The sequence below is a fragment of the Burkholderia sp. MSMB2157WGS genome (genome assembly GCF_001532755.1).
Classification (GTDB): domain Bacteria; phylum Pseudomonadota; class Gammaproteobacteria; order Burkholderiales; family Burkholderiaceae; genus Burkholderia.
This window is the reverse complement of record NZ_LPJG01000053.1, coordinates 109,782-136,323: the sequence shown is the minus strand read 5'-3', so window position 1 is coordinate 136,323 and position 26,542 is coordinate 109,782. Positions and strand designations below refer to the sequence as shown.

The following is a 26,542-nucleotide window of genomic DNA, read 5'->3' as shown; positions in this document are numbered from 1 at the left end:
GGCATTTCCTGTCGTGGCGGGGTTCGGATCGATACCGGCGCGACGGCCGCGTATCGACGATTCGCAAACCGAAGCTTCGCAAACCGCGTGCCGTCCGCTCCGTCGCCCCTGCACGGGCGTCGACGCGCTGCGGCGCGGCTCGACGCGACGCGCCATGCCTTCGCTACACCGTTCGCTGCAAAACTTGCAAGCACGCCGCTACGCGTCGTACGCGGCCATGACCAGCCACAGCTCGCGGCCGTCGTCCCGCACGCGCGCCGCGAGCGCGTACGGATCCGACGGCTCGCACGCGCGCTGCAGCGCGAAGCGCGCCGGCTCGGTCGCCCCGAACGTCTCGTCGCCGAGCGGCCGCACGTCGGCCTTGCCCTCGAACATCCGGCGCTCGGGCCGGTAGATCAGCGGTTCGTGCTTCCACGTATCGAAATGGCTCTTCACGGAATCGAATCCGCCGCCGCATACGTTCACCTCGTAGCGCACCCCTGGTCGTCGTTTCGGAATCATCGTCGTACCTCCCGCTCGATATGCGCGCAGCAGGCCTGCTGTTGCGCCGTGTCGTCATGGTCGTCGTCGTGGTCGGCGTGGGAGCGGCAAATCACGTGCCGTGCGCGCGGACCGGGAACGCCCGTTGCGCCGGAGGCGGCTCATCGTTCCCGATACGGAGCACCGCCATGAAGGATTCGACCCGGCACGGCCACGACGCACCGGCGCACGAGCGGCAGCCCGACCCGCACCCGCCGCTGAAGGACCAGGACCGCGCGCACACGCGCCACTCGGAGCGTCACATCGACAAACAGCTCGAGGACACGTTTCCGGCGAGCGACCCGCCCGCGACCGGCGGCGTCACGCGCATCGAGCCCGACACGCCGCCCGGCACGCACGACGACGGGCCGTGGCAGGACAAGCGGGAACGCGACGACGAATGACGCGACGCCCCGCGCACGGCATGCGGTTTGCTGGATCGCAGCGGCCGCAGCGGCCCATTGCTTCACCCACCGCCAAGGAGAATTTCATGCATCGCGTCAACGAAATCATGTCGCAGGACGTCGTGCGGATCTCGCCGACTGACTCGATCCGTCACGCCGCGCAACTGATGGAGCGCTACGACATCGGCGCGCTGCCCGTGTGCGACAACAACCGGCTGATCGGGATGGTGACGGACCGCGATCTCGCGGTGCGTGCGATCTCGGCCGGCAAGCCGCCGGAGACGCGCATCCACGAGGTCGCGTCCGGCCCGATCGAATGGTGCTTCGACGACGATTCGCTGGACGAGATCCAGCATTACATGGCCGATGCGCAACTGCGCCGGCTGCCCGTCGTCGATCACGACAAGCGCCTGGTCGGCATGCTGTCGCTTGCCGACATCGCGACGCGCACGGCCAGCCCGGAGCGCGACGACGTGGCGAACACGCTGGAAGGCGTGTCGCAACCGAAGCAGACGTGACGGAGCGATTTTCGCCCCGCCCCGACAACCCGCGCGACCCGCAGGGCCCGCCCCCCGGGCACGGTCGCGCCCCACGCAGCCTGGAGGAAACCATGCAGACTCCCGATCAAGGTCAGACCCGCATCATCGGCAAGGGCGCCGCGACGGCGGCCGGCCCCGGCCCCGACGTGATGGCGGCCGATACGCTCGAAGGCGACAAGGTCTATACGACCGACGGCGACGATGTCGGCAAGATCAAGGACATCATGCTCGACGTGCGTTCCGGCCGCATCGCGTACGCGGTGCTGTCGAGCGGCGGCATCCTCGGCATCGGCGACAAGCTCCATGCGATTCCGTGGAGCGCGCTGACGCTCGATACCGAGCGCAAGTGCTTCCTGCTGTCGGTATCGTCCGAGCGGATCCGCAACGCGCCGGGGTTCGACAAGGACCACTGGCCGGCGATGGCCGATCCGCAATGGGCCGAGCCGCTGCACGAGTTCTACGGCAGCACCCCGTACTGGAGTGCCGGCGACGAGCTCGGGCTGACCGACCCGACCGAAGACCTCGACGATCCGCGCACGCGCGGCCGCCACTGACCGCACCGCGACGCGGCGCCGGTTCGCCGGCGCTTCCGTTCGCCACGCCCCGCCCGCGCGGGGCGTTTTTTTGCCCGCGCCGCGGCGCGCCGCCGGCCTTTTTACAAGGGTCGTGTAACGCCCTCGTCCGGCGTCACCGCGCCGCCGCTCGCCGATTCGAGGTAGCCCAGCAGCCGGTGCGGCGTCAGCGGCTTCGCGCAATGCGCATCGAAGCCGGCCTCCTTCGCCTGTTCGCGATCCCGCCGCGACGCCAGTCCGCTGCACGCGATCAGCAGCATGTCGGCCGTTCGCGGATCGCCGCGCAGCCGCGTCGCCAGTTCCAGTCCGTCGAGGCCCGGCATCGCGATATCGAGCACGACCGCGAACGGCTGCCAGTCGCGTGCGACGTCGCACACGGCGAACGGATCGTCGGCGACCCGGCACTCGAAGCCGCGCGCCTCGAGCAGCAGGCGCAGCGCGTCCGCCGCATCGCGATAGTCGTCGACGACCAGCACGCGGCGCGGGCGGCGCGGCACGCTGTCGGGGGCGCGCCACAGCAGCACGTCGTCGGCGGCCGGGTCGTCGCCGGGGTCGGGTAGCATCTGCTTCTCCTGTCGTTGGACGGACCTGTCACGCAAGGCGCGCGCCCATACCGACTGCATGCGGCATGCCGGTTGCTGCATGGTTCGCATCGTCGATCCGGGAGTCCTTCATGCGTGCGATGCGGCATCAATCGTCCCGTTTGCGTCCCTCTGCGCGTGCGACCATGCGATCGCCGAAGCGTTCCGCCCGCTCGCCGCGCGCCGCCGCGCCGGCCCGCACCGGAGCCGCCGCATGACCCGCAAGGCGCCCGACGCGCCGGCACCGCCGCCCGACGACGAGGCCCCGCGCACGCTCGACGCGTGCCGCCGCTGCGCGCTGTGGGAACACGCGACGCAGCCGGTGCCGGGCGCCGGGCCCGTCGACGCGACGATCATGCTGGTCGGCGAGCAACCGGGCGACCAGGAGGACCGCGCGGGCATGCCGTTCGTCGGCGCGGCCGGCCGCATGCTGGACCGCGCGCTCGACGAAGCCGGAATCGAACGCTCGCACGTCTACCTGACGAATGCGGTCAAGCACTTCAAATGGGAACCGCGCGGCAAGCGGCGACTGCACAAGACGCCCGCGCAGCGCGAAGTGGCCGCGTGCCGCTACTGGCTCGAACGCGAGCTGGCAGCCGTGCAGCCGCGCGTGGTGGTCGCGCTCGGCGCGACGGCGTTGCGCGCGGTCCTGCAGGACAACGACGCGACGCTCGAGCGCACGCGCGCGCCGGTGCGCACCGACGACGGCCGGCTCGTCGTCGCCACCTATCATCCGTCGTACGTGCTGCGCACGCGCGGCGCCGATTCCCGCGAACATGCGTACCGCACGCTGGTCGACGCGTTGCGTACCGCGTCGCGCCTCGCGCGCGAGCGACGCGGCGGCGGCGCTCGCCCGTCGCACGGGGACGCCGGATGAGCGGACTGGGCGATGGCGCGCGAGCGGCGGCCGAGGCGCCGCCGCCCGCCGCGAAACCGTGGTATCGGCGGCTCGGCCCCGGCCTGCTCGCGGGCGCGTCGGACGCCGATCCGAGCAACGTCGCCGTCTACGCGCAGGCCGGCAGCCAGTTCGGCTTCAACATGCTGTGGATGATCGTCGTCACGCTGCCGATGATGGTCGCCGTGCAGCTCGCGGCGGCGTTCGTCGGGCGACGCAATCGCGAAGGCCTCGTGGCCGGCATCCGCGAACGGTTTTCCGATCGCGTCGCGAAGACGCTGATCGCAATGGTCGTGATCGTCAACGTCGTCAACGTCGGCGCCGACCTCGCGGCGATGGGCGATGCGACGGCGCTCGTCGTCGGCGGCCGCAGCTACTGGTATGCGCCGCTCTATGGAATCGCATCGCTGGCGTTGCAGGTGATGCTGTCATACGAACGCTACGCGCGCTGGCTGAAATGGATGACGCTCGGCCTGATCGCGTACGTGCTCGAACTCGGCTTCGTGCACGTCGACTGGGGCGGCGTGCTGCATGCGATCGTGCTGCCGCAGATCGCGTTCACGCATGCGTATGCGACCACCGCGGTCGCCGTGCTCGGCACGACGCTGAGCCCGTACTTGTTCGTCTGGCAGGCCGCGCTGGAAGTCGAGCAGACCACGGCCGAGCAAAAGAACGGCGAGCGCGACACGCGCCGCGAGACCGAGCAGCGCGTCACGGTCGATACCTGGACCGGCATGGTCGTCACCAACGCCGTGTCGTTCTGCATCATGGTGATCGGCGCGGCCGTCTTCTTCGCGCACGGCCGGCACGACATCGGCAGCACCGCGCAGGCCGCCGAGGCGCTGCGGCCGATCGCCGGCGAAGCCGCGTTCCTGGTGTTCGCGTTCGGCATCGTCGGCTGCGGGCTGCTCGCGATTCCCGCGTTCGCGGGCAGCGCCGCCTACGGTTGCGCGGAAGCCTGGCGCTTCCGCGAAGGGCTGAACGAGCCCGTGCGGCGCGCGCCCGCGTTCTACACGGTGCTGGCGCTGTGCGTGATCGTCGGCATCGCGATCTGCTTCAGCCCGATCGACCCGATCCGGGCGTTGTACTGGAGCGCCGTGCTCAACGGCGTCGCGGCGGTGCCGATGCTCGTGCTCGTGATGCTGCTGTCGGGCAAGCGCGATGCGGCCGGCCAGCCCGGAAGCGGCCCGGTATCGAAACTGTTCGGCTGGGTGGCGGTCGCGCTGATGGCGGCGTCGGTGGTGACGATGCTCGTCGACCTGCTGACGTGAAGGACCGACACAATCGATCGATGTCGGTTGCGCACGCAACCTTCATGGGCGGCGGGCGGGCGCTGCGCGGAGCGCGACGCCGCCCGCCCGGGCGTTACATCATCTTGCCGCGCGAGCGCTCGGCACGTGCCGCATCGGCGGCGGATTCCACCTTCTTCACTTCCTCCGGCGGCGGCAGCACCGCCTTGAAGCCCATCGACTCGATCCACATCTCGCGCGCCCAGCCGCGCGTGTGATACAGATGATGATCCTCGTCGGCCTCCACCTCGTCGTGCGCGGCCTTCAGCGCCTTCGCGGCGTCACTGTCGGGCAACTGGTCGGCCGCGTAGCCGATCAGCTCCCAGTTCAGGTGATCCTTGGTTTCGGCCAGCACCACGCACTCGGCTGCCACCACCTGCGCGACGGCCGGGTCGGCCTGTTTCTTCGCCTGCTCGATCACCTGCACCAGCGACTTTCCGGTGGCGGCCACCGCGGCGCGTCCCGGCGATTGCGCATCGGGATCGAGGCCGAGCGTTTCGAATACCTTGCGCAGCACCTCCTGGTGATGCAGCGTCTCGCGGTGGTACTTCTCCCATTCCTTGTGCAGATCCTCGTCGGTCGCGCACTGGAGCGCGGCCTCGTAGATCTGCGCACCGCCAAGCTCGGTCTCGTATGCCTGGCAGAGCAGTTCGAGGATGCCTTCGTGCTTCGATTGCCGTTGGGCCATGACTGCTTCTCCGAAAAAGCGGGCCGCCCGTGCGGCCCGAGGGTGGAACCGGGCGCGCGTTATTGCGCGCCCACCTTGCGTGCAACCGTCTCTGCCATGCTCAGGTGATGCTTGAGCGTCGGCAGCGTGGACTTGGCGAACGCGCGCAGTTGCGCATCCTGGCCGTCGCGCGCTTCGTCTTCGAACAACGCGACCGCCTTCTTGTGTGCATCGGGGCCGGCTGCCGTCAGATACGCGGTGTCGAAATCGCGCCCGCTCTTGCCGCGCAGCGCCTCCACGTCGGGATCCGAGATCTGATCGACCTGCGGCTTCATGCCCTTGCGCGCGGCGAGTTCCTCGAGCTTCGCATTCGCCTTGCCGTGATCCGCGACCATCCGTTTCGCGAACGCGCGCACGTCCGCCGACTGCGCCTGCTTCAGCGCGAGCTGGCTGGCCTGCACTTCCGCCTTGCCGGCCATCGCGGCCTTGTCGACGAACTCCGCGTCGGCGCCCTTCGGCGCTTTCGCGATGCCGGGATCGCCCGCGGCGCCCGCGCCCGACGACGGATTGATCACGCCGCCCGGCACATGCGAATTCGACGCCGGCGGCTCGCTCGGCATCTGCGCGCGGGCGAAGCCCGACACGGCGAGCACGCCGGCGGCGAGCGCGGCGATCGTCCAGTTGGGTTGTCTCATCTGCTTTCTCCTTGGCATTGCGTGAGTGCGGCCGTCAGCCGCCGACGATCGAGCCGCCGTTCGGATGCAGCGTCTGCCCGGTCATGTAGCTCGCGCCGTCCGACGCGAGCAGCACGTAGCAGTCGATCAGTTCGTCCGGCTGCCCCGGCCGCTTGAGCGGCACGTTCGAGCCGAATTTCGCGACTTGTTCGGGCGTGAACGTCGACGGAATCAGCGGCGTCCAGATCGGCCCCGGCGCGACCGCGTTCACGCGGATGTCGCGCTCGGCCAGCTCGATCGACAACGACCGCGTGAACGCGACGATCGCGCCCTTGGTCGCCGAGTAGTCGGGGAGTTTCGGGCTGCCGTGATAGGCGGTGACCGACGCCGTGTTGACGATGCGCCCGCCCGGCTTCAGGTGCGGCAGCGCGGCCTGCGTGCAGAAGAACATCCCGTACACGTTCGTGCGGAACGTGCGTTCGAGCTGTTCCTCGGACACGTCCTCGATGCCCGGCTGCGGATGCTGCTCGCCCGCGTTGTTCACGAGCACGTCGAGACGGCCGAGCCGTTCGACCGTGCGCGCCACCGCGTCGCGCGCCTGCCGGCGATCGCCGACGTCGCATGCGATCGCCTCGCAGCGCCGGCCGGCCTGCTCGATCAGCTGCTTCGTATGGGCGGCGTCGTCGGATTCCTTCAGGTAGACGATCGCGACGTCCGCACCTTCCTTCGCGAAGCCGATCGCCACCGCGCGGCCGATCCCGCTGTCGCCGCCCGTCACCAGCGCGACCTTGCCGGCGAGCTTGCCGCTGCCGACGTAGTCGGCCGCTTCGTCGCGCGGCTTCGGATGCATCTCGCGCTCGGTGCCCGGCCGATGCGACTGCTTCTGCGGCGGCGGGGTCTGTTCGTGGGTCATGGGTTCCTCCTTGAACGAATGCCGCCGATGCCGCGCAAGCGGCGTGCCGCGTGCGCCGCACGCCGGCCTGCGCGCGGCGAGCGTGTTTCGACGGTTGGCGTTGCAAGCGTCTGGAAAAAGGGCGTAGTCAGCGCGGGCCGCCGGACGCGGCTTCGTCGGGCCGGCGCACCGGATCGAAATCGCGCCATTCGCCGTCCTGCCAGTCGCCTTCGACGCGCTCGATCGACTTCGCGCCAGTCGCGCGCAGCACGTCTTCCGCGGTCGTCGCGGTGTCGGGCGTCACGCGCGCGGCGAGGATCACGCCGGTTTCGCTCTGCGCGAGCGTGCCCTTGCCTTCGGCCTGCTCGCCGCGCATCCGGCCGAGCGCGCCGCCGAACGCGCCGAGATACGCGCCGGCCAGCGCGCCCGCGGCCGGCACGAACCAGTAGCGCACGCCGAGCGCATACACGATCAATCCGACGACGACGCCGATCAGCAAGCCGCGAATCGCGCCGACCATCGCGCCGCGGCCGCCCGGTTTCGCCGCCGTATCGGCATACACGTCGCCGCCGATCGGGAAGCGCGCGTGCTGGCCGCCGGGGTTCAGGAAGAAGATCGACACGTCGTCGCGCCCGAACGCGCGCTCGTAAAGGTGACGCGCCCCACCTTCCGCTTCATCGAACGTCGTGAAACGGCCTGCGACGATCATCGCCATGGTCGTGCTCCTCGTGATGGGTGCGCCGCGCGCTCGCGCTCGCGCTCGCGCACGCGGCGCGACGGGGCGGCGCCTACATCAGCCGCCCGAGTTCCTTCGATACCGACGCCGGTGTGTCGTACTCGCGCTCGGGAATCTTGCGCAGCATGTCGAGCACCTCGCGGTCGGCATGCGCGCGTTCCGCGCACTGCACGACGTCCGACTTGCTGGCCGGGTAGTCCATCCCCTTCAGCGCCTTCTGCACGTCGACCGGGCTCGGCGGTTTGCCGTGCCCCGTCTGGTGCCCGCCCTTGTCGTGGTCCTGCTGCGTGCGCTCGCCTTCGTGCGCGCGCGAGTGGCTGTATTCGTGGCCCGTATGTTGTCGGGATGTCATGAAAGCCTCCTTGGAAAATCGATGAAATCACGCGGACGAGCGGCGCGAGCGCGCGTACGCGGCAAACACCACCGCCGCCGCGCCCAGCGCGACCGCGCCGGCCATCTTCGGCCGCTGCACCACCGTGTTGTACGCACAGCTGCGCAGCACCGGCCCTTCCATGCCCTCGCGCTCGTGCAGCGCGTGGCGCGAGTCGTACAGCGCGTTGTCGTCGCGCGGCCGCGCGGGGCGCACCGTGCGCTGGCCGCGCGAGAACAGCGTGGCCGCGACGCGATCGAACAGGCGCGGCGCGTGGTACGCGCTCGCCGACGTGAACTTCGCGGCGCCGCCGACGAACAGCGTGCGGCGCGCGTGCGCGGCCGCGAACAGGATCGCGTCGGCCACCAGGTCGGGGTCGTAGATCGGCGGCGGCAGCTTCGCCTCGACGTTCATGTAGTTCTTCGCGTGCATCACGAACATCGTGTCGATCGCGGCCGGCTTGATCAGCGTGACGGACACCGGCAGGTGGTCCGCTTCCATCTCGAGCCGCAGCGAATCGGTGAAGCCTTTCACCGCGTGCTTCGACGCGACGTATGCGCTTTGCAGCGGCACGGGCGCGTCGGACGCCTCGCTGCCCATGTTGATGATCGCGCCGCCGTGGAAATCGCTTTTGCGCCGGAAATGGTCGGCCGCGACGAGCGAGCCGTGCACGACGCCCCAGTAGTTGGTGTCGAACAGCCGGCGCTGATCCTCGAGCGGTACCGCGGCCGCCGTGCCGAAGATCGACACGCCCGCGTTGTTGACCCAGGTGTCGAAGCCGCCGTACGTGTCGGCCGCCGCCGCGGCCGCGCGCTGCAGATCCTCGATATTGCCGACGTCGCCGGCGACCGGCACCGCGAGGCCGCCGTGCTGGCGGATTTCCTCGCACAGCGTGTTCAGCGCTTCCTCGTTGCGCGCGAACAGCACGAGCTTCGCGCCGCGCCGTGCCGCCTTGCGCGCGGTGACGAGACCGATGCCGCTGGTCGCGCCGGTGATGACGATCGTCTGTTCGCCGACGGGTTTGAGCATGCAGTTCATCGCTGGACTCCTTTGCGGCCGCGCGGTTATTTGGGCCGGATGGTCAACTGGTCGCGCACGGACTGCACGCCGTCCACCTGCTTCACGACGCCGACGGCCTGCGTGCGCTGCTGCTCGTCGGGCACGCTGCCGGTCAGCGTCACGGTGCCGTGCCGCGTCTTCACGTGGATGTCGCCGGCCGACAGGCCGCTCGTGCCGACGAGTTCCGCTTTTGCCTTGGTCGTGATCGTTGCGTCGCGGATCTTCGTGCCGGTACTCGAATGCGACGACGACGTCGACGACGATGCGGCGCCGTCGTCGCCGGCGGCGACCGCGTTCGGTGCGACGACCATGCACGCGGCGACCGCGGCGGCCGCGACCGCCATGCCGGTGCGCATCGCGCGCTGGCGGCGGATGCGCGGGGAGCGGGCTTGCAGCTGGAATACCTTCATCGTGACCTCCTTTTCATCGGGCCGGGCGAGCCGGCAGGTGAACAGAGGTCGCGCAAATCGCGTGCCGCGGCGTGCGCGCCGCATGCCGGCGGGAAACCGCGATCAGACGCCCTTTCATCCAACGCGTTGTAATTTTTTCGGCACACCGGGAAGCGGTTTTCCCCGCAATCCGGCGGGCATGCCGATTGCCGATGTACCGACGACGGCGGCCCATGAGCGCGGCCCCGATATCGGGAGCAAGACCATGCAAAGAATCGCGTTGATCAGTGAACATGCATCGCCGCTGGGCGTGATCGGCGGCGTCGATGCCGGCGGTCAGAACATCTATGTCGCGAACGTCGCGAAGCAGCTCGCGGAGCGCGGCCTCGACGTCGACGTCTACACGCGCTGCGACAATCCGCATTTGCCGGAAGTCGTGCCGATCGGCTCGCACATGCGCGTGATCCACGTGCCGGCCGGGCCGCCGACCGACGTGCCCAAGGAGCGGCTGTTGCCGTACATGGGCGCATTCGCGCAATACATGATCGCGCGAATGCGGCGCGAGCCCGACCCGGTCGACGTGATGCACGCGAACTTCTTCATGTCGGGCGACGCGGCGCTGCGCGTGAAAAAAGCGCTCGGCATCCCGCTCGTCACGACGTTCCATGCGCTCGGCCGCGTGCGGCGGCTGCACCAGGGCACGGCCGACGGCTTCCCCGATGCGCGCTTCGCGATCGAGGACACGCTCGCGCGCCGCTCGGACCGCCTGATCGCCGAATGCCCTCAGGATGCGCTCGATCTGACGACGCACTATCGCGCCGACACCGCGCGCATCGAGATCGTGCCGTGCGGCTTCGACGAGCGGGAATTCCGGCCGGTGCCGCGCGTCGATGCGCGCGCGCGGCTGGGCTGGCCGCAGGACGCGTTCGTCGTGCTGCAACTGGGCCGCCTGGTGCCGCGCAAGGGCATCGATACCGTGATCGACGCGCTCGCGCGCATGCCGCGCGATCCGCGGCGGCCGACGCACCTGTACGTCGTCGGCGGCAGCCAGGCGACGCCCGACCCCGCCCGCGACCCGGAACTCGCGCGGCTCGCCGCATTCGCGCACGAACTCGGGATTGCCAACCGCGTGACCTTCGTCGGCCGGCGCGATCGCGACGCGCTGCACCTGTACTACAGCGCGGCCGACGTGTTCGTGACGACGCCGTGGTACGAGCCGTTCGGCATCACGCCGGTCGAGGCGATGGCGTGCGCGGCGGCGGTGATCGGCAGCGACGTCGGCGGCATCCGCACGACGGTCGACGACGGCACGACCGGCTATCTCGTGCCGCCGCGCGACCCGGCCGCGCTGGCCGCGCGCCTCCTGCAACTGCGTGCGAAGCCCGAGCTGTGCGCGGCGCTCGGCCGCGCCGGCTACCTGCGCGCGCATCGCTTCTACACCTGGCAAGGCGTGGCCGACCGGCTCGTCGACATCTACCGCGACGTCGCGCACGCGCAGCGCGCCGGCACGTCGGCCGGCACCGGCCGGCGCACGCCCGTCGGCACCGCGACGGCCATGCTCGCACACCGCAAGGAGAATACGTAATGAAGGGCTACGATCGAAAACGCGTCCTCGTCACCGGCGGCGCCGGCTTCCTGGGTTCGCATTTGTGCGAACGGCTCGTGACGGCCGGCCACGACGTGCTGTGCGTCGACAATTTCTACACGGGCACGAAGGACAACATCGCGCACCTGCTCGATGCGCCGAACTTCGAGCTGATGCGCCACGACGTGACGTTTCCGCTCTACGTCGAAGTCGACGAGATCTACAACCTCGCGTGCCCGGCGTCGCCCATTCACTATCAACGCGACCCCGTGCAGACGACGAAGACCAGCGTGCACGGCGCGATCAACCTGCTCGGCCTCGCGAAACGCGTGAAGGCGCGCATCCTGCAGGCGTCGACGAGCGAGGTGTACGGCGACCCCGACGTCCATCCGCAGGACGAGCACTATTGCGGCCGCGTCAATCCGACCGGCATCCGCGCGTGCTACGACGAAGGCAAACGCTGCGCGGAAACGCTGTTCGCGGACTATCACCGCCAGTACGGCGTCGACGTGCGGATCGCGCGGATCTTCAATACGTACGGCCCGCGCATGCATCCGGCCGACGGGCGCGTGGTGTCGAACTTCGTCACGCAGGCGCTCGCGGAACAGCCGTTGACCGTCTACGGCGACGGCAAGCAGACGCGCTCGTTCTGCTACGTGGACGACATGGTCGATGCGTTGGTCCGGCTGATGGACGAACCGGGCGATGCGAGCGAGCCGGTCAATCTCGGCAGCGACGTCGAGATCGCGATGATCGACGTCGCACGGGAGGTCGTGCGTATCGTCGGCGCGACCGTACCGATCGAATTCCGGCCGCTGCCGTCCGACGACCCGCGCCAGCGGCGGCCGAATCTGGCCGCCGCGCAGAAGCGGCTCGGCTGGCGCGCGACGACGACGTTCGCGAACGGGCTCGCGCACACCGCGCGCTACTTCATTCAACGTCAGGTCACGCACCACACGCCCGGCGACCTCGTGCGCAGCACGCGCATCGCGTCGCATCTGCTCGCGCAAGTGCACACGCAGAACCGGCCGGCGCCGACCACCTGACGCGGCCGGTGCGCAAAGCGCGTCAGCCGCGTCAGCCGTCGCGCTTCGTCACGTGCACGATCTTGTGCGCCAGTTCGCGCACGTCGACCGGCTTGCACAGGTAGCCGTCGAAGCCGGCCTCCAGCGCGCGGCGTTCGTCGGCGAGGCCCGCGTGCGCGGTGACGGCCAGCACGCGCACGTCGGGCGGGCCGCTGTCGCCGTTCGTCGTGCCGCGCCGCAATGCGTCCAGCAGCCAGAAGCCGTCGCCGTCGGGCATCGCGAGATCGGACAGCACGACCGTCGGCCGCATGTCGGCCGCCATCGCGAGCGCTTCGCGCCCCGACGACGCGATCGCGACGGCCGCGCCGAACGTGGTCAGCGCGGCCGTGAGGCTGGCACGCGTGGTCGGATCGTCGTCGACGATCAGGATGCGCTGCGTATCGAGCACGAGCGCGTCGCGACGGCTGCCCGCCTGCACGATTCCCCACGCTATCGCGCCGCCCGGCTGCCACCCGGCCGGCAGCGTCACCGTGAACGTCGTGCCGCGATCGCGACCCGCGCTCGCGACGGTCACCCGGCCGCCGTGCAGCTGCGCGATGTGCCGCACGATCGACAGGCCGAGACCGAGCCCCCGCCGCGGCGACGCGGGCGAATCGTCCGCACGGCGGAACATGTCGAACACGTACGGGACGAACTCCGGCGCGACGCCCTGCCCCGTATCGGCGACGGTCAGCACCGCATGCGCGTCGTCGCGCGCAAGCCCGACCCTCACGCTGCCGCCGGCCGGCGTGAATTTCAGCGCATTCGAAATGAGGTTCGACAGCATCTGCCGCAACCGCTCGGCGTCGCCCGACACGATGCACGCCGACGCGTCGCAGTCGAATTCGAGCATGATGCCGGCCGACGATGCGGCGGTCTGGAACGTGCCGACCTGGTCGGAGAACAGCCGGACGATGTCGACCGGCGTCGTGTCGAGCCGCAGCTTGCCGGTCGCGAGCGACGACGCATCGAGGATGTCGCCGACCATCCGCGTGAGCGAGCGCGCGCTGCGGTCGATCGCGTCGATCGCCTGATGCTGCAGCGCGTGGTCGCCGGTATTGCGCAGCACCTCGATCCACCCGTAGATCACGTTCAGCGGCGTGCGCAATTCGTGCGACACCGTGGCCAGCAGCTCGTCCTTCAGCCGGTTCGACGTGTCGGCCTGCTCGCGCGCATGGCGCGCGCCCTGCAACGAGCGCCGCGCCCCGAGGTCGTGCCGGCGCTGCGCGCCGGTTTCGCGCAGCGTCAGCGACAGCGCGACGCAGGCCCGCGCGTCGCCCTGCACCGGGCACGCCGATACCGTCGCCCGAAACCGCCGGCCGTCGCGCCGCACGCACAGCAGTTCGAGCGGCCCGACCGGCTCGCGCATCGCGTCGAACGATTGGGCGAGCGGATGGCGCCGCAACCAGCGCGGCGCGATCAGCGTGTCGAACCGGCGGCCGCGCGCATCGGCCTCGTCGTACCCGAAGATCCGCTGCGCGGTCGGGTTCCAGCTCGCGATGCGGCCGTCGGCGTCGATCCCGACGATCGCATCCGGCGATGCATCGACGACCGCATGCAGCAGCCGCGACGCGTCGACGCGCGCACGGTCCGCGCCGGCATCGCGCAGCAACAGCACCGCGCCGTCGAGATTGCCGTCCGCATCGCCCATCGGCGACGCGACCGCGACGATCGGCACCGGATCGCCGTTGCCGGCCTGCAGCCAGTGCCGGTCGGACGTCGCCTCGGCGCCGCCGAGCGCGCGATCGAGCGGCGTGGTCGGCACGCGGCGGCCTTCGTGATCGACGATCCGCAGCACGTCGCGCACCGGCCGCCCCATCGCGTCGTCCGGCCGGCAGCCGACGAGTTCGGCCGCGGCCGCGTTGAGATAGGTGAGCCGGCCTGTCGCATCGGTCGCGATCACGCCGTGCGGCAGCGCGCCCAGCACGGCTTCGAGCTGCCGGCGCGCGGCCGCCTCGCGCCGGCCGGCGCGATCGTTCGTGACGCGCGTGTGATGCAGCATCGACGCGATCGCGCACACCAGCGCGCCGATCAGCATGAACGTGCCGAGCTGCACGAGCCGCTCGGGCAGCGGCGCCGTATAAGCGGCCGGGTCGGACAGGAACAGCGTCCACACGAGCAGCCCGCTGACCACGGTCGACACGATGCCGAACAGGAACGATGTCACCCACGCGGCGCCGGCGAGCAGCGGGTAATACAGCACCAACGGCAAATTCACGCCGCCGAACCGGATCGCGAGCGTCTGCAGCACGGTCGCGATCGCGACCAGCATCACGGCCGTTGCGTAATTTCCGGCCTGCGGCCGTGCAATTTCGGTCATTGAACACGCTCCTGCGGGAACAGTCGACAGCGGGCGCCGGGGGCGCCGCCGGCGGGCACGGCGCATGCTGGCCGATCGGCACCGGCGGCCCGGCCGCTCACGATGGAGATCCTCACGCCATGCCCGACCCGACACGCTGGCTCGTCGTCTCGCCGCATCTCGACGATGCCGTCTTCAGTTGCGGACAACTGCTCGCGCAGGCGCCCGGCTCGATCGTCGTCACCGTATTCGCGGGAATCCCGCCGCGCGGCACGCCCGCGCCGCCGTGGGATCGCCGCGCAGGGTTTCGCGACGCCGACGAAGCGGTGCGCACGCGCCGCGACGAAGACCGCCGCGCGCTCGCGCTGCTCGACGCACGCCCCGTGTGGCTCGACTTCCTCGACGATCAGTACGGCATGCCGGCCACGTCGACCGCGATCGCGGCGCGCGTGGCCGCGACGATCGACGCGCACCCGGGCGTCGGCGTGCTCGCGCCGGCCGGCCTGTTCCACCGCGATCACCTGCAGGTGCAGGAAGCCATGCTGTCGCTGCTGCGCGAAGACGATCCGGCGCGCATCTGGCGCTTCTACGAGGACGTGCCGTATCGCCGCATCGACGGGCTGATGGCCAGGCGCCTGATCGGCTGGCGCGAGCGCGGCTGGATCGCGCACCCGGTCGCGCCGCCCGCCGGCCGCGATGCGACGGGCGCCGCCGCGAAAGCCGCCGCCGTCGATGCCTATGCGAGCCAGGTAACGCTGTTCGAACCTCATATGCGCGCCGCTCTCCACGAACCCGAAACGATCTGGCGGCTCGAATGCGACGTCACGTCCGCGTAACGCCCGCGCGCATCGCGCTGCCGCCGGGCGAACCGCGCATGACCGCCATCGTGCTGACCTGCCGGCGCGCCGCCGAACTCGCGCGCACGCTCGACCATCTTTCCGCGCTGCCCGACCGGCCGGCGATCGTCGTCGTCGACAACGCGGCGGACGCCGAGACGGCCGCGCTGATCCGCGAGCGCTTCGCGCATGTCGCGCTCGTGCATGCGCCGGGCAACCTCGGCGCGGCCGGCCGCAATCTCGGCGTCGCCGTGGCGCGCACGCGCCATGTCGCGTTTTGCGACGACGACACGTGGTGGGCGCCCGGTTCGATCGCCGAAGCCGCGAACCTGCTCGACGCGTATCCGCACGTCGCGGCCGTCACCGCACGCGTGCTCGTCGGCCCCGACCGACGCGAGGACCCGACCTGCCGGCTGATGGCCGACAGCCCGCTGGACGCGCCCGTCGCGCTGCCGGGCCGCCCGATCCTCGGGCTGCTGGCCGGCGCGACCGCGTTCCGGCGCGACGCGTTCGTGCGCGCGGGCGGCTACCATCCGCGCTACTTTCTCGGCGGCGAGGAAGCGCTGCTCGCGCTCGATCTGTGTCGCGCCGGCCACTGGCTCGTGTATGCGCCGCACCTGACGGTCCATCACTACCCGTCGGCGCAGCGCGACCGGCCCACGCGCGCGCGCACCGCCGCCCGCAACGCGGTATGGACGGCGTGGCTCAGATGGCCGGCCGCGGCCGCGTGGCTGCATACGGTGCGCATGTTGCCGCTGCTGCGCCGCGAACGGGCGATCGTGCGCACGTTCGCCGGCCTGCCGTGGATCGTGCGCGAACGACGCGCGATTCCGCCGCATGTCGAACGCATGCGGCGGAGGCTCGAGCGCGACGCGCACCGCGAGGCCGAAACGGGACCATGAGCGGAACCCTGAGCGCGAGCGGGGCCACATCAGGAGTCCGGTTTTTCCGTTTCGTCTTCCAGTTGCGCGAGCCGGTTGTAGATCGTCTTCAGGCTGACGTCGAGCACCTCGGCCGCCTGCGCCTTCACGCCGCCGCATTGCGCGATCGTGCCGAGGATCAGCTTGCGGTCGACCTCCTCGAGCGGCGTGCCGAACGGCACCGTCACGCGATCTTCATGCGAATCGACCATGCTCGACAACTCGTCCATGATCGGCGGAGGCAGTGTTTCGATCACGTCGGCATCGGTGAAGATGCTCGCGCGCTGCACGAAGTTGCGCAGCTCGCGCACGTTGCCGGGCCATTCGTAGCCCTTCAGCGCTTCGCGGGCAGCGGGCGAGAAACGCAGGTTGCGGCCGCTCTCCTCGTTGTAGCGCTGCAGGAACGCATCGGCGAGCATCGGGATGTCGTCGCCGCGCTCGCGCAGCGACGGCAGCGGAATCGGGAACACGTTGATCCGGTGGAACAGGTCGGGCCGCAGCTTGCCTTCCGCCATCGCCGCTTCCGGATCGCGGTTCGTCGCGGCGACGATGCGTACGTCGACGTCGATCTCGCGCGTCGAGCCGAGCCGCGTGACGCGCCCGGTCTCCAGCACGCGCAACAGCTTGACCTGCGATTCGACCGGCATCTCGGTGATTTCGTCGAGAAACAGCGTGCCGCCGTCCGCGCGTTCGAAGAAGCCCTTGTGCTGGCGTTCCGCGCCGGTGAAACTGCCGCGGTCGTGGCCGAACATCTCGCTCTCGACGAGATTCGCGGCGATCGCGCCGCAGTTCACCGCGAGGAACGGGCCGCGGCGACGCAGGCTGAGGTCGTGCACGGTCTGCGCGGCGAGCTCCTTGCCGGTGCCCGATTCGCCGGTGAGCAGCACCGACGCTTCGGTGCGCGCGACGCGGCCGATTGCATCGTAGACGGCCTGCATCGCCGGCGAACTGCCGAGCATGCGGCCGAACCGGCCGAGCCGCTGCAGCTCCGAGCGCAGCTCCGCGATTTCCTCGTGCAGCGCGGTCGTGCGCGGCACGCGCGCGAAGATGCTGTTCAGCCGCTGCATGTTGAGCGGCTTCACCAGATAGTCGGTCGCGCCGCGCCGCAACGCGTCGATCGCGGTTTCGAGGCTCGCGTGGCCGGTGGTCAACACCATTTCGCAATGCCCGCGCTTGGGCAATGCGTCGAACAGATCCATCCCGTTGCCGTCGGGCAGCACGAGGTCGCACAGCACGAGATCGGGGGTATGCGTCGAGACGAGCGTGCGCGCTTCTTCAAGCGTCGCGGCCGTATCGCACGAAAGCTGCTGCGTACGCGCGAGCGTGGCCAGCATCGTTCGCGTATCGGCATCGTCTTCGACGATCAGGACGTAAGGCATCGAGGCTCCTTTTAATGCGGCCCGGCGCATGCGTGGGCCGGCACCGCGACACGTGCAGCGTCATGCACGCATCGGGCACACGACGCATCTTCAACGCTGCACACGATCGGGCAGACAAGCGGTCCTGCACTGAAAACGAGTGCTTAGCAGTATAGAAGAACGGTGTCGTGCATTCGCCGCTCATCGAATAAATCTATCTATCGACGCCAGCCGCATTGCCAGATTCAATGTCGACGAATCGGTATAAAAGGTATCCTGCATACGTGAATGACGACGTGTGCCACGTCGTTTTTTACCTGATCACGACACCTTCGGTCAAAACTTCCCAACTCGGTCCTACTCCATGTCGAAATCCGACGATGACGGCACGCGACTGTTCGGGCGTTCGCGAACAATTCAGGATTTGCTGCTGAAAGTGTCGCGCGTCGCCGCCACCCGCGTGAGTGTGCTGGTGGTCGGCGAAAGCGGGGCGGGCAAGGATATCGTCGCCCGGCTCATTCACGACATGAGCCCGCGCCGGCGCGGGCCGTTCGTGCCCGTCAACTGCGGCGCGATTCCGAAGGACATCGCGGAGTCGCAGCTGTTCGGTCACGAAAAAGGCAGCTTCACGGGCGCCGTCGCGCAACATGTGGGCATGTTCGAGGCCGCGCGCGGCGGCACGCTGTTTCTCGACGAGATCGCCGAGATGCCCGCCGAGCTGCAGGTCAAGCTGCTGCGCACGCTCGAAACCAACACGATCGTGCGCGTGGGCGGCCACGAGCCGATTCCGCTCGACGTGCGAATCGTCGCGGCCACCCACCACGATCCGGTCGAGGCACTGCGCAGCGGCCGGCTGCGCGAGGACCTGTTCTACCGGATCGCGCCGATCGCGCTGCACGTGCCCGCGCTCAGGCAGCGCGAGGACGACGTCGGCGACATCGCGCTGCAGATCGTCGAACGGCTGAACGCGCGGCACCGCACGAGGAAGCGCCTGTCGACGCAGGCGATGAAGGCGCTGCGTGCGTACACGTGGCCCGGCAACGTACGCGAACTGCGCAACGCGCTGGAGCGCGCGTTCATCCTCGCCGACGAGCAGATCGAACTGCAGTTGCCGCGCCGCCAGCCGCCGCGCGAGGAAGTGCGCCACAACGCGATGACGCTGCATATCGGCACGACGCTCGCGCATACGCAGCAGCGCTTCATCGTCGCGTCGCTGCGCCATTTCAACGGCGACAAGCCGCGCACCGCGAAGGCGCTCGGCATCAGCCTGAAAACGCTGTACAACCGCCTCGCGCTGCTGCCCGAAAGCGAGCGCAATGCAGCCAGCGGCAGCGCGCCGGCGGCGCCGAACGCCGCGAACGGCGGCAGTCCGCCCGCTTCGCCGCCCGCGACGACGCAGTGAATTGCGACGTGACGCCGTTACCTCACGCCGTCACGTCGCGCAGCGCGGCGTCCCAGTCGTGCGCGAAGCGTTCGATGCCGAATCGCTCGCAGGCGTCGCGCCTCGCCGCCGCGCCCCACTCGCGCGCCAGTTCCTGATCGCGAATCAGCATCCGCATCGCGTCGATCAGCACGGCCGGCCGCGTGTCGGCCACGCCGTTGCTGCCGGTCTTCACGAGTTGCGCCATCTCGGTCGTCGCGAGCGCGACGATCGGCAGCCCGATCATCATCGCCTCGATCACCGCGAGCCCGAGGCTCGTGTAGCGAATCGGATTGAAGAAGAATCGGTAGTGCGACAGGAATTGCGGCAGCGCCGGATTCGGCACTTCGCCGATCCCGCCGAGTTCGGTCGAGCCCATCCCGACCAGGTCGATCGGCACGCTGTGCCGCACGACCTCGAACAGGTCCGCGCCGAGGCGTCGGCCGCGCCGCGCGAGGTTGTTCACGACGGCGACGCCCTTCGGCAGCGTGCCGTGATACTCGACGCCTTCCGGCAGCAGCACGCCGTGCTCGATCACGCGCGTCGGCGTCACGCCGTTGTCCCACATCAGCGCGTTGAACGGCGTCACGTGCACCAGCAACACGTTCGGGTCTTGCACCGGATGCAGCGTGTCGGTCGGATGCTCGCGCGGCGGATCGTGCTCGACGAACAGCGTCGGCAGCGCGCGCTGCGCGTCGCTCAGCAGCCGCAGGCGGTCGTTCCGGTAATGATTCACGTGCTGGTACAGCACGCAGTCGAATGCGGTGTCGCGCACGCACTCGGCCGGCACCTCGTGCACGTTGTCGCCCCACGGCAGGTGCCCGACGCGGCCCGCATAGCCGGGCGGATGCTGCGGCTTCGTCACGATGTAGAAATCGTGCGGCGCCTGCGACAGGTAATACAGGTAGTTGCCATGCACGTGCCAGGTCAGCACGCGCAATCGCTTACGTGACATGACGTCTCTCCTCGGCGAGCAGCTCGCCCGCCCGATCGATCACTTCGCCGACGCCGATCGCCGTCGCGCACTCGTGCCCGTACGGGCACGTATCGAACATGCACGGCCGGCACGCCGGGTAGTTCGCGAGCACGCGATGACGTTCGGCGTCGAGCGGCGCCCAGCGGGCCGTATCGCTGCCGCATGCGACGACGATGCTCGGCGTGCCGAGCGCCGCCGCGACGTGCGACACGCCCGTGTCGTTGCACAGCAGCAGCCGCGCGCGGGCGATCAGCGCGGCCAGCGCGCCGAGCGGCGTGCGGCCGCACAGGTTCACGCACGGCCGCCCGAGGTGCTCGGCGAACGCGCTCGCGAGCGCCAGTTCCGCGCGCGTGCCGGTCAGCACGATCTGCCAGCCGTCGTCGGCGAGCTGCCGCGCGGCGAGCGCGAAGCGTTCGACCGGCCAGCGCCGCGACGCCATCCGCGCGCCGGGATGGACGATCACGTAGCGGCCGGGATCGAGCGCGTGTTCGTCGCAGAGCACGTGCCACAGCGCGTAGTCGAGCCCGCCGAGCGGGAATTCGAGGTAGTCGCCCCAGTCCGCGTAACCGAGCTTGCGCGTGAGCGCCAGATAGCGCGCCACTTCCGGTTCGCCGTCGCGCCACACGAGCGTGCAGTCGAGCGCGGCCGTGCCGCCGTCGGCCGGCACGAAACCGGCCGTGCGCGTCGCGCCGAGCGACGCGACGATCGCATTCGTGTGCGTGCCGCTGCCGTGCAGCTGGATCGCGAGGTCGAAGTCGCGCGAGCGGCATTCGGCGATGAACGCCTCACGCGTGGCCGCGTCGGGTTCGGGCTGTTCGCCGAGCCCCGCCGCGCCGGGGAAGGCGATGAAACCGTCGATGTAGTCCGAAAAGCGCGACGCGAACTCGCGCGCCCACGGCAGGCCGATCAACGTGATGCGCGCATCCGGTTCGCCGCGCCGCAGCGCACGCAGCGCGGGCACCGCGCACAGCATGTCGCCGAGCTGCAGCGCGCGGAACACCGCGATCCGTTTCGGGCCGCGCGGGCCGTCGGAATCGATGCTGGGTTCGAGCTTCATAAAAACAGCACCCTGAAGTGAAGCGCGCCGCGCATGCGCCAGTACAGCGACACGGGCGGAATCGCGATGGACGTGACGATCATTTCGGCCACGTGCGACGGCGTGAGCTGCGTGCCGCGCAACCGTTTCGCGCAGAACGCCGCGGTAATCGCGGCCCACACCGCCGCGCACACGATGGCGGGCGCCGGCCAGCCGGCGGCGAAAAACCCGAGCGCACCGAGCGCGGCCAGCACGGCCGCGTAGTAATGCCACGGCGGCATCGGCCGGATATGACGCCGGTAAGTCGTGCGATGCTTCTTGTACAGCAGCGCATCGAAATACACCTTCGACTGCGCGCCGATGCTCGATCCCCAGCGCGCGGGACGCACCGGGTGCACGATGCGCGCGGCGTCGGCCTCGACGATCGGCCCCGCATGCTCGCGCAGCGCGAACATCAGGTCGGCGTCCTCGCGCCACGCGCGCGTGAAGCGTTCGTCGAAGCCGCCGACGCGTTCGAGCGCCGCGCGTCGCACGAAGCAGTTCGCGGTCGCGAATTCCGCATGCGCGAGCCCCGCCGCATCGCGTTCGTAGTCGGTCGGGCACGGCCGCAGCGGCACGTCGATCCGGCCGGCCGCGGCCGCCGCCGACGGTTCGGCCAGCAGCGCGGCCGCGCCGTGGCGCAGCCAGGTCGGATCGGGAATCGTGTCGTCGTCGGTGAACGCGATCAGCGCGCCGCATGCGCTGCGCCAGCCGACGTTGCGCGCGCCGGCCGGGCCCTGCGTGTCGGGTGCGGTCATGTAGCGGATCGCCGGCACGTCGGTCACGCGCGTGCGGCACGCATCGACGACGGCGCGCGCACTGCCGGCCGGATCGTCGTCCACGACGACGATCTCGTAGGTGGTGGGATCGAACACCTGCACGCACAGCGCGTCGAGGCAGCGTGCGAGCAGGTCGGGCCGCCGATAGGTCGGCACGACCACCGACACGACCGGCGGCAGTTGCGTGTCGCGCGCGTTCATCTCGGTTTCTCCAACAGGAACGGCCCGATCACGAGCGCGTCGAGCGGCGACGTCCAGAAGCATTCGATCGCGTCGCGCGGCGAGCACACGATCGGTTCGCCGCGCGTGTTGAACGACGTGTTGACGAGCACCGGCACGCCGGTGAGCGCGTCGAACTCGGTCAGCAGCGCATGCAGCAGCGGGTGCTGCGTTTCGTCGACGGTCTGCACGCGCGCGGTGCCGTCGATGTGGCGCACCGCCGGAATCCTCTCGGCGCGCTCGGGCACGACGTCGTACACGAACAGCATGAACGGCGCGCGCAGCGGCGTACGCCGCCCGCCGCTGAACCAGTGATGCGCACGGTCTTCGAGCACGACCGGCGCGACCGGCCGGAAATCCTCGCGATCCTTGATCCGGTTCAGCTTGCGCTGCATGTCCGGGTCGATCGGCGACGCGAGGATCGACCGTGCGCCGAGCGCGCGCGGGCCGAATTCCATGCGCCCCTGGAACCAGCCGATCACGCGATTCGCCGCGAGCAGCGCGGCCGTCTGCGCGGCGACGTCGGCGAGCCGCCGGTACGGCAGCTGCGCTTCCTTCAGGAACGCCTCGATCGCATCGTCGTCGTAGGCCGGCCCGAGATACGCATGATCCATCCGCCAGCCGCCGCGCTCGCCGCGCATCCGGAAGTCGGTCCACAGCGCGGCGCCGAGCGCCGTGCCCGCGTCGCCGGCGGCCGGCTGCACCCACACGTCGTCGAACGGGCCGCGATCGCGAATCTTCGCGTTCATCACGCAGTTCAGCGCGACGCCACCCGCCATCGCGAGCTGCCGCTCGCCGGTTTCGGCGGCCAGCCAGTCGACCGCCTGCAGCGTCGTCTCTTCGAGCACCAGTTGCAACGCGTGCGCGATGTCGCAGTGATGCGGCTCGATCGGACCGCCGCGTTCGCGCGGCGGGCCGAATTGCGCGGCCAGATCGCCGTCGACCACGTCGTAGCGCCCTGCGTCGCGATACCGCACCAGCTTGCGCATCTCGTCGGCGAACACCGGCTTGCCGTACGACGCGAGCGCCATCACCTTGTATTCGTCGGACGAGTGCAGGAAGCCGAGATAGCGGGTCACGCGCTCGTACAGCAGCCCGAGCGAATGCGGCAGGTTGACCTGCCCGAGCCGCCGGTACGTGCGGCCGTCGAACACGCCGTAGCTGGTCGTCGCGCGCTCGCCGCGCCCGTCCATCGTCATCACCGCGCAGCGCTCGAACGGCGCCGCGAGAAACGCGCTCGCCTCGTGCGCGAGATGGTGCTCGATGAAATGCCAGCGGAATGGCCCGTCGTGCGTGACGCCGCGAAAGCGCCGCTGCAGATGATGCGGCGCGCCGCCCGCGAGCTGGCGCGGCGCGTTGACGATCGACGACAGGAACAGCGGATGCCACGGCGACGCGCCGTCGGCGCGCGGCGCATGCGCGGACGGCGACAGCGGCAGGGTCAGCGCCGGCTCCGTGCCTTCGCGGTCGAGTTCGAGCCACGGGTCGTACGAATACGCGACGTGGTCCACGTCGGCGAGCGTGATGCCCGCTTCCGCGAGGCAATAGTCGATCGCGTGGAAGGGCAGCTCCCAGGTCGAGAACGGCACCGGGCGCTTCGCGTGCTTCACGTGCGTGAAGCGTTCGTCCTCGGCCGCCGCGATCACGACGCCGTTGCGCACGATGCACGCGGCGCTGTCGTGGAAAGCGGCGTTGATGCCGAGCGTATGGATCGGGTCAGGCATGCGTCAGTTCCTCGTGATGACGTGCGCGAACGGAAGCACGTTCGACGCGTGCGCCGCGACCGGCTCGCCGCCGTGCGCGGCAGCCCGCGCGGCCGCGCGTTGCGCATGGCGCGCGCGGCCGTGCAGCAACGCGTGCACGGCGGCGACCACGTCGTCGACGCTCACGCCGCGCAGGCACGGATGGCCGGGTTGGTTGCAGACGCTGCGGTAGCAGTTGCGGCACGGCACGTCGACGTTCAGCACACGGTGCGGCACACGCCACGGCGTGTGCTGCGGATTGGTCAGCGCGTACAGGTCGACCACCGGCGTGCCGAGCGCGGCCGCGAGATGCACGGGGCCGCTGTTGTTCGACAGCAGCAGATCGGCCGTCTCGATCAGCGCGCCGAGTTCGCCGAGCGGCAGCACGCCGGCGAGCGGCACCGCGCGCGGCCCGGCGCGTTCGCACACCGCGTCGATCAGCTCGCGTTCGCCCGCGCTGCCCGTCACCGCGATGCCGTCGAACAGCGGCGCGACCGCGGCGGCGGCTTCGCCGAAACGCTCGGCCGGCCAGCGCCGCGACGCCGCGCTCGCGCCCGGATGGACGACCAGCCAGCGCGCACGCCGCGCATCCGGCCCGCGTGCGCCGCCGACGCGTTGCAACGCGGCCTGCAAGCGCGCGTGCAGCGCGCGCCGCGCCGCGTCGCCCGGGTCGAACGCCATCCGCCAGTCCGACGTCGTCGCGCCGACGGTGCGCACCAGCGCGAGCTGACGCGCGACCTCGTGGCGCACGTGCGATTCCGGCTCGGTTTCGGGCACGCGGTCGGTCAGGAGTTCATACGGGTTCTCTCGGCAATGCGCGAGCCGCAGCGGAATGCCGGCGAGCCAGCACATCATCGCGGCGGGCAACGGATTCTGGCTGTAGACGGTGAAGATCACGGCCGCGTCGAAGCGGGCCGCCAGCAGCCGGTCGATCATGTCGAGATCGGCCACCGGGTCGCCGCGCACGTCGGGATGCTTGACCCACGGCGCGTCGTAGCGCCACACGTCGTCGACCATCGGCAGATGCGTGGCGAGCGCGGCGCCCGTGCGCGACGTCAGCAGCGTCAGCCGGCGGTCGGCGCCGCTTTCCTTCAGCGCGCGCAGCGCGGGCGTCGTCATCAGCACGTCGCCCATGCTGTCGAGCCGCACGCACAGGATGCGGCGGGCGCGGCTCCAGGCCATGTTCATCGCCGCACTCCCGAGCCGTGCCGGCGCACGGCTTCGCGCACGACGATGTCGGCGGCCAGGTCGATGCGGTCGACGACGTGCAGCGGCGTGCGCGCGGCGTTGACGCGCCACTCGGTCTCGTGACCGCAGTCGACCAGGATCGTGCCGCAGCGCGCGGCGCGGCCGGCCTCGACGTCGTCGAGGATGTCGCCGATCATCCAGCTCCATTCGGGCACGGCGCCGAGCGCCGCCAGCGCGCGCCGCAGCATGCCGGGGCGCGGCTTGCGGCAGATGCAGTCACAGGTGTAGCGCGGCACGCTGCCCCGCGGGTGATGCGGGCAGTAAAAAAAATCCGCCAGCGTCGCACCGTTCGCTTCGAACAGTTCGGCGAGACGCTGGCGGACCGCGCCAAGCTCGTTTTCGGTAAAGCGGCCGAGCGCGACGCCCGACTGGTTCGACACGACCGCCAGCGGCATGCCGGTCGCGCCGAGCGTACGCAGCGCGCGTGCCGCGCCCGGCGCGAGGCGCATCCGGGCGGGATCGACGTTGTACGGCACGTCGTCGAGCAGCGTGCCGTCCTTGTCGAGCAGCACCGCGCCGGGCAGCCGCCGTTCGCGCTTCAGGGCCATGACGTCTCCTTCATCGGCAGCACCATCAGTTCCGGCACGACCGTGCCCGGCGGCTGGGTCAGCACGAAACGCACGGCGGCCGCGACGTGCTCCGGCGGCTGCAGCGTGTCCTCGTCGATGTCCGGAAAACGGTCGAGCAGGAACGGCGTGCGCATCCCGCCCGCGACGATCGCCGACACGCGCACCCCGCTCGGCCGCAGTTCGGCATGCAGCGCGTGCGACAGGCCGAGCAACCCCCACTTCGTCGCGTGATACGCGGACGCGTTCGGCCACGCCCGCTTCGACGCGGTCGACGCGATGTTGACGATATGCCCGTCGCCGCGCGCCTTCATCATCGGCACGGCCGCGTGACACATCAGGTATGGGCCGAACAGGTTGGTCATCAGCACCTGCTGCCACGCGTCGACGCTCACGTCGTCGATCGGCGCGGTCACGTCGATCGCCGCGTTGTTGACGATCACGTCGAGGTCGCCGAGCGACTCGCGCGCATCGTGCACGACCTGCAGCACCGACGCTTCGTCGCGCACGTCGAGCGGCCGGCCCACCGCCTGCCCGCCGTGCCGTTCGAGCCGCTGCGCGACGGCCGCCGCACGATCGCCGTCGAGATCGGCGACCACCACGTGCGCGCCATGGCGCGCAAGCTCTTCGCAAATGGCTTCGCCGAGGCCGCGGCCGCCCCCGGTCACGAGGGCGGTCCGGCCGGCGAGCGGCGGTCTGGCTGGATCGTGAGTCGCGTTCACCTGCACCTCCTGTCGATGTCGGAAAGCAATCCGGCTGACGGCGACGCTTGTCGCGACAACCGTCCGTGGATGAGGTACAGCGAAAACCGTGCCGGCCTGCGCGCGCCCGCGCCGCATCGGGCCGTGCCGCGCCCGCGCTGGCTTTTT

At 70.2% G+C, this 26,542-nt stretch carries 28 protein-coding genes; 10 read left to right on the top strand and 18 right to left on the bottom strand.

The genetic code is table 11. The features are described 5' to 3' along the window. Positions 1 to 198: 198 nt before the first annotated feature. A complete protein-coding gene (locus WT53_RS30170) occupies positions 199 to 501 on the bottom strand; it encodes a hypothetical protein (protein ID WP_034203633.1) in 303 nt (100 codons plus the stop codon). 167 nt (positions 502 to 668) lie between these two features. Between WT53_RS30170 and WT53_RS30165 the strand changes: the two genes are divergently transcribed. From WT53_RS30165 to WT53_RS30155, 3 genes are all read left to right on the top strand, one after another. Next, positions 669 to 923 (top strand): hypothetical protein, encoded by a 255-nt coding sequence (locus WT53_RS30165; RefSeq protein ID WP_060262565.1) that lies wholly within the window; start codon positions 669 to 671, stop codon positions 921 to 923. 86 nt (positions 924 to 1,009) lie between these two features. Beyond that, a complete protein-coding gene (locus WT53_RS30160; RefSeq protein ID WP_034209255.1) occupies positions 1,010 to 1,441 on the top strand; it encodes a CBS domain-containing protein in 432 nt (143 codons plus the stop codon). Positions 1,442 to 1,533: 92 nt separating this feature from the next. After that, entirely contained in the window at positions 1,534 to 2,016 is a 483-nt protein-coding gene (locus WT53_RS30155; RefSeq protein ID WP_006498342.1) for a PRC-barrel domain-containing protein, read from the top strand. A gap of 101 nt (positions 2,017 to 2,117) precedes the next feature. On the opposite strand, the gene WT53_RS30150 is transcribed toward WT53_RS30155, so the two are convergent. Continuing rightward, positions 2,118 to 2,597: a response regulator gene (locus tag WT53_RS30150; protein ID WP_059821646.1), complete on the bottom strand. Its 480-nt coding sequence runs from the start codon at positions 2,595 to 2,597 to the stop codon at positions 2,118 to 2,120. A gap of 232 nt (positions 2,598 to 2,829) precedes the next feature. On the opposite strand from WT53_RS30150, the gene WT53_RS30145 reads away from it, so the two are divergent. Then, entirely contained in the window at positions 2,830 to 3,492 is a 663-nt protein-coding gene (locus WT53_RS30145; RefSeq protein WP_059821765.1) for a UdgX family uracil-DNA binding protein, read from the top strand. After that, a complete protein-coding gene (locus tag WT53_RS30140; RefSeq protein WP_060262563.1) occupies positions 3,489 to 4,781 on the top strand; it encodes an NRAMP family divalent metal transporter in 1,293 nt (430 codons plus the stop codon). The genes WT53_RS30145 and WT53_RS30140 overlap by 4 nt, the downstream gene beginning before the upstream one ends. A gap of 94 nt (positions 4,782 to 4,875) precedes the next feature. Here the strand turns inward: WT53_RS30140 and WT53_RS30135 are convergent, their stop codons facing one another. The 7 genes from WT53_RS30135 to WT53_RS30105 all read right to left on the bottom strand — a co-directional run bounded on the left by WT53_RS30135 (position 4,876) and on the right by WT53_RS30105 (position 9,607). Next, entirely contained in the window at positions 4,876 to 5,487 is a 612-nt protein-coding gene (locus WT53_RS30135) for a hypothetical protein (RefSeq protein ID WP_034209258.1), read from the bottom strand. A 59-nt stretch (positions 5,488 to 5,546) separates the two neighbouring features. Then, positions 5,547 to 6,161 (bottom strand): DUF4142 domain-containing protein, encoded by a 615-nt coding sequence (locus WT53_RS30130; RefSeq protein ID WP_060262561.1) that lies wholly within the window; start codon positions 6,159 to 6,161, stop codon positions 5,547 to 5,549. 34 nt (positions 6,162 to 6,195) lie between these two features. Beyond that, positions 6,196 to 7,053, bottom strand: coding sequence for an SDR family oxidoreductase (locus tag WT53_RS30125; RefSeq protein WP_060262559.1), 858 nt, complete (start codon positions 7,051 to 7,053; stop codon positions 6,196 to 6,198). A gap of 127 nt (positions 7,054 to 7,180) precedes the next feature. After that, a complete protein-coding gene (locus tag WT53_RS30120) occupies positions 7,181 to 7,747 on the bottom strand; it encodes a hypothetical protein (RefSeq protein ID WP_034209261.1) in 567 nt (188 codons plus the stop codon). A gap of 73 nt (positions 7,748 to 7,820) precedes the next feature. Further along, positions 7,821 to 8,120, bottom strand: coding sequence for a DUF2795 domain-containing protein (locus WT53_RS30115; protein ID WP_034209262.1), 300 nt, complete (start codon positions 8,118 to 8,120; stop codon positions 7,821 to 7,823). A gap of 27 nt (positions 8,121 to 8,147) precedes the next feature. Continuing rightward, positions 8,148 to 9,176, bottom strand: coding sequence for an SDR family oxidoreductase (locus WT53_RS30110; protein ID WP_034209263.1), 1,029 nt, complete (start codon positions 9,174 to 9,176; stop codon positions 8,148 to 8,150). A 26-nt stretch (positions 9,177 to 9,202) separates the two neighbouring features. Beyond that, entirely contained in the window at positions 9,203 to 9,607 is a 405-nt protein-coding gene (locus WT53_RS30105) for a BON domain-containing protein (RefSeq protein ID WP_034209264.1), read from the bottom strand. A 244-nt stretch (positions 9,608 to 9,851) separates the two neighbouring features. Between WT53_RS30105 and WT53_RS30100 the strand changes: the two genes are divergently transcribed. Together WT53_RS30100 and WT53_RS30095 are read left to right on the top strand one after the other, a co-directional pair. After that, positions 9,852 to 11,171, top strand: coding sequence for a glycosyltransferase family 1 protein (locus tag WT53_RS30100; protein ID WP_034209494.1), 1,320 nt, complete (start codon positions 9,852 to 9,854; stop codon positions 11,169 to 11,171). Then, on the top strand, positions 11,171 to 12,217 hold the full coding sequence (locus WT53_RS30095) for a UDP-glucuronic acid decarboxylase family protein (protein WP_034209265.1): 1,047 nt from the start codon (positions 11,171 to 11,173) through the stop codon (positions 12,215 to 12,217). The genes WT53_RS30100 and WT53_RS30095 overlap by 1 nt, the downstream gene beginning before the upstream one ends. Before the next feature lie 31 nt (positions 12,218 to 12,248). Here WT53_RS30095 and WT53_RS30090 read toward each other — a convergent pair whose 3' ends face one another. Next, on the bottom strand, positions 12,249 to 14,555 hold the full coding sequence (locus WT53_RS30090) for an ATP-binding protein (protein ID WP_034209266.1): 2,307 nt from the start codon (positions 14,553 to 14,555) through the stop codon (positions 12,249 to 12,251). A gap of 119 nt (positions 14,556 to 14,674) precedes the next feature. Between WT53_RS30090 and WT53_RS30085 the strand changes: the two genes are divergently transcribed. Together WT53_RS30085 and WT53_RS30080 are read left to right on the top strand one after the other, a co-directional pair. Beyond that, positions 14,675 to 15,370 (top strand): PIG-L deacetylase family protein, encoded by a 696-nt coding sequence (locus tag WT53_RS30085; protein ID WP_034209267.1) that lies wholly within the window; start codon positions 14,675 to 14,677, stop codon positions 15,368 to 15,370. Then, on the top strand, positions 15,349 to 16,272 hold the full coding sequence (locus WT53_RS30080) for a glycosyltransferase family 2 protein (protein ID WP_034209268.1): 924 nt from the start codon (positions 15,349 to 15,351) through the stop codon (positions 16,270 to 16,272). Before WT53_RS30085 ends, WT53_RS30080 begins: the two co-directional genes overlap by 22 nt. A 29-nt stretch (positions 16,273 to 16,301) precedes the next feature. Here the strand turns inward: WT53_RS30080 and WT53_RS30075 are convergent, their stop codons facing one another. After that, positions 16,302 to 17,669, bottom strand: a complete 1,368-nt coding sequence (locus tag WT53_RS30075) for a sigma-54 dependent transcriptional regulator (RefSeq protein WP_034209269.1) — start codon at positions 17,667 to 17,669, stop codon at positions 16,302 to 16,304. Between the two features lie 343 nt (positions 17,670 to 18,012). Here WT53_RS30075 and WT53_RS30070 point away from each other — a divergent pair, with 343 nt between their 5' ends. Beyond that, on the top strand, positions 18,013 to 19,050 hold the full coding sequence (locus WT53_RS30070; protein ID WP_034209270.1) for a sigma-54-dependent Fis family transcriptional regulator: 1,038 nt from the start codon (positions 18,013 to 18,015) through the stop codon (positions 19,048 to 19,050). A gap of 22 nt (positions 19,051 to 19,072) precedes the next feature. Here the strand turns inward: WT53_RS30070 and WT53_RS30065 are convergent, their stop codons facing one another. The 7 genes from WT53_RS30065 to WT53_RS30035 are packed head-to-tail and all read right to left on the bottom strand — an operon-like array spanning position 19,073 to position 26,395. Beyond that, positions 19,073 to 20,023: a glycosyltransferase gene (locus WT53_RS30065; protein WP_034209271.1), complete on the bottom strand. Its 951-nt coding sequence runs from the start codon at positions 20,021 to 20,023 to the stop codon at positions 19,073 to 19,075. Beyond that, on the bottom strand, positions 20,013 to 21,101 hold the full coding sequence (locus WT53_RS30060) for a glycosyltransferase family 9 protein (RefSeq protein WP_034209272.1): 1,089 nt from the start codon (positions 21,099 to 21,101) through the stop codon (positions 20,013 to 20,015). The genes WT53_RS30065 and WT53_RS30060 overlap by 11 nt, the downstream gene beginning before the upstream one ends. Further along, complete coding sequence (locus WT53_RS30055) at positions 21,098 to 22,099, bottom strand: glycosyltransferase family 2 protein (protein WP_034209273.1); 1,002 nt, start codon at positions 22,097 to 22,099, stop codon at positions 21,098 to 21,100. The genes WT53_RS30060 and WT53_RS30055 overlap by 4 nt, the downstream gene beginning before the upstream one ends. Further along, positions 22,096 to 23,841: a carbamoyltransferase C-terminal domain-containing protein gene (locus WT53_RS30050; protein WP_034209274.1), complete on the bottom strand. Its 1,746-nt coding sequence runs from the start codon at positions 23,839 to 23,841 to the stop codon at positions 22,096 to 22,098. Before WT53_RS30050 ends, WT53_RS30055 begins: the two co-directional genes overlap by 4 nt. 3 nt (positions 23,842 to 23,844) lie before the next feature. Then, positions 23,845 to 25,047, bottom strand: a complete 1,203-nt coding sequence (locus WT53_RS30045; RefSeq protein WP_034209275.1) for a glycosyltransferase family 9 protein — start codon at positions 25,045 to 25,047, stop codon at positions 23,845 to 23,847. Next, complete coding sequence (locus WT53_RS30040; RefSeq protein WP_034209276.1) at positions 25,044 to 25,655, bottom strand: HAD-IIIA family hydrolase; 612 nt, start codon at positions 25,653 to 25,655, stop codon at positions 25,044 to 25,046. The genes WT53_RS30045 and WT53_RS30040 overlap by 4 nt, the downstream gene beginning before the upstream one ends. Beyond that, a complete protein-coding gene (locus tag WT53_RS30035) occupies positions 25,646 to 26,395 on the bottom strand; it encodes an SDR family oxidoreductase (protein WP_034209495.1) in 750 nt (249 codons plus the stop codon). Before WT53_RS30035 ends, WT53_RS30040 begins: the two co-directional genes overlap by 10 nt. Between the last annotated feature and the right edge of the window lie 147 nt (positions 26,396 to 26,542).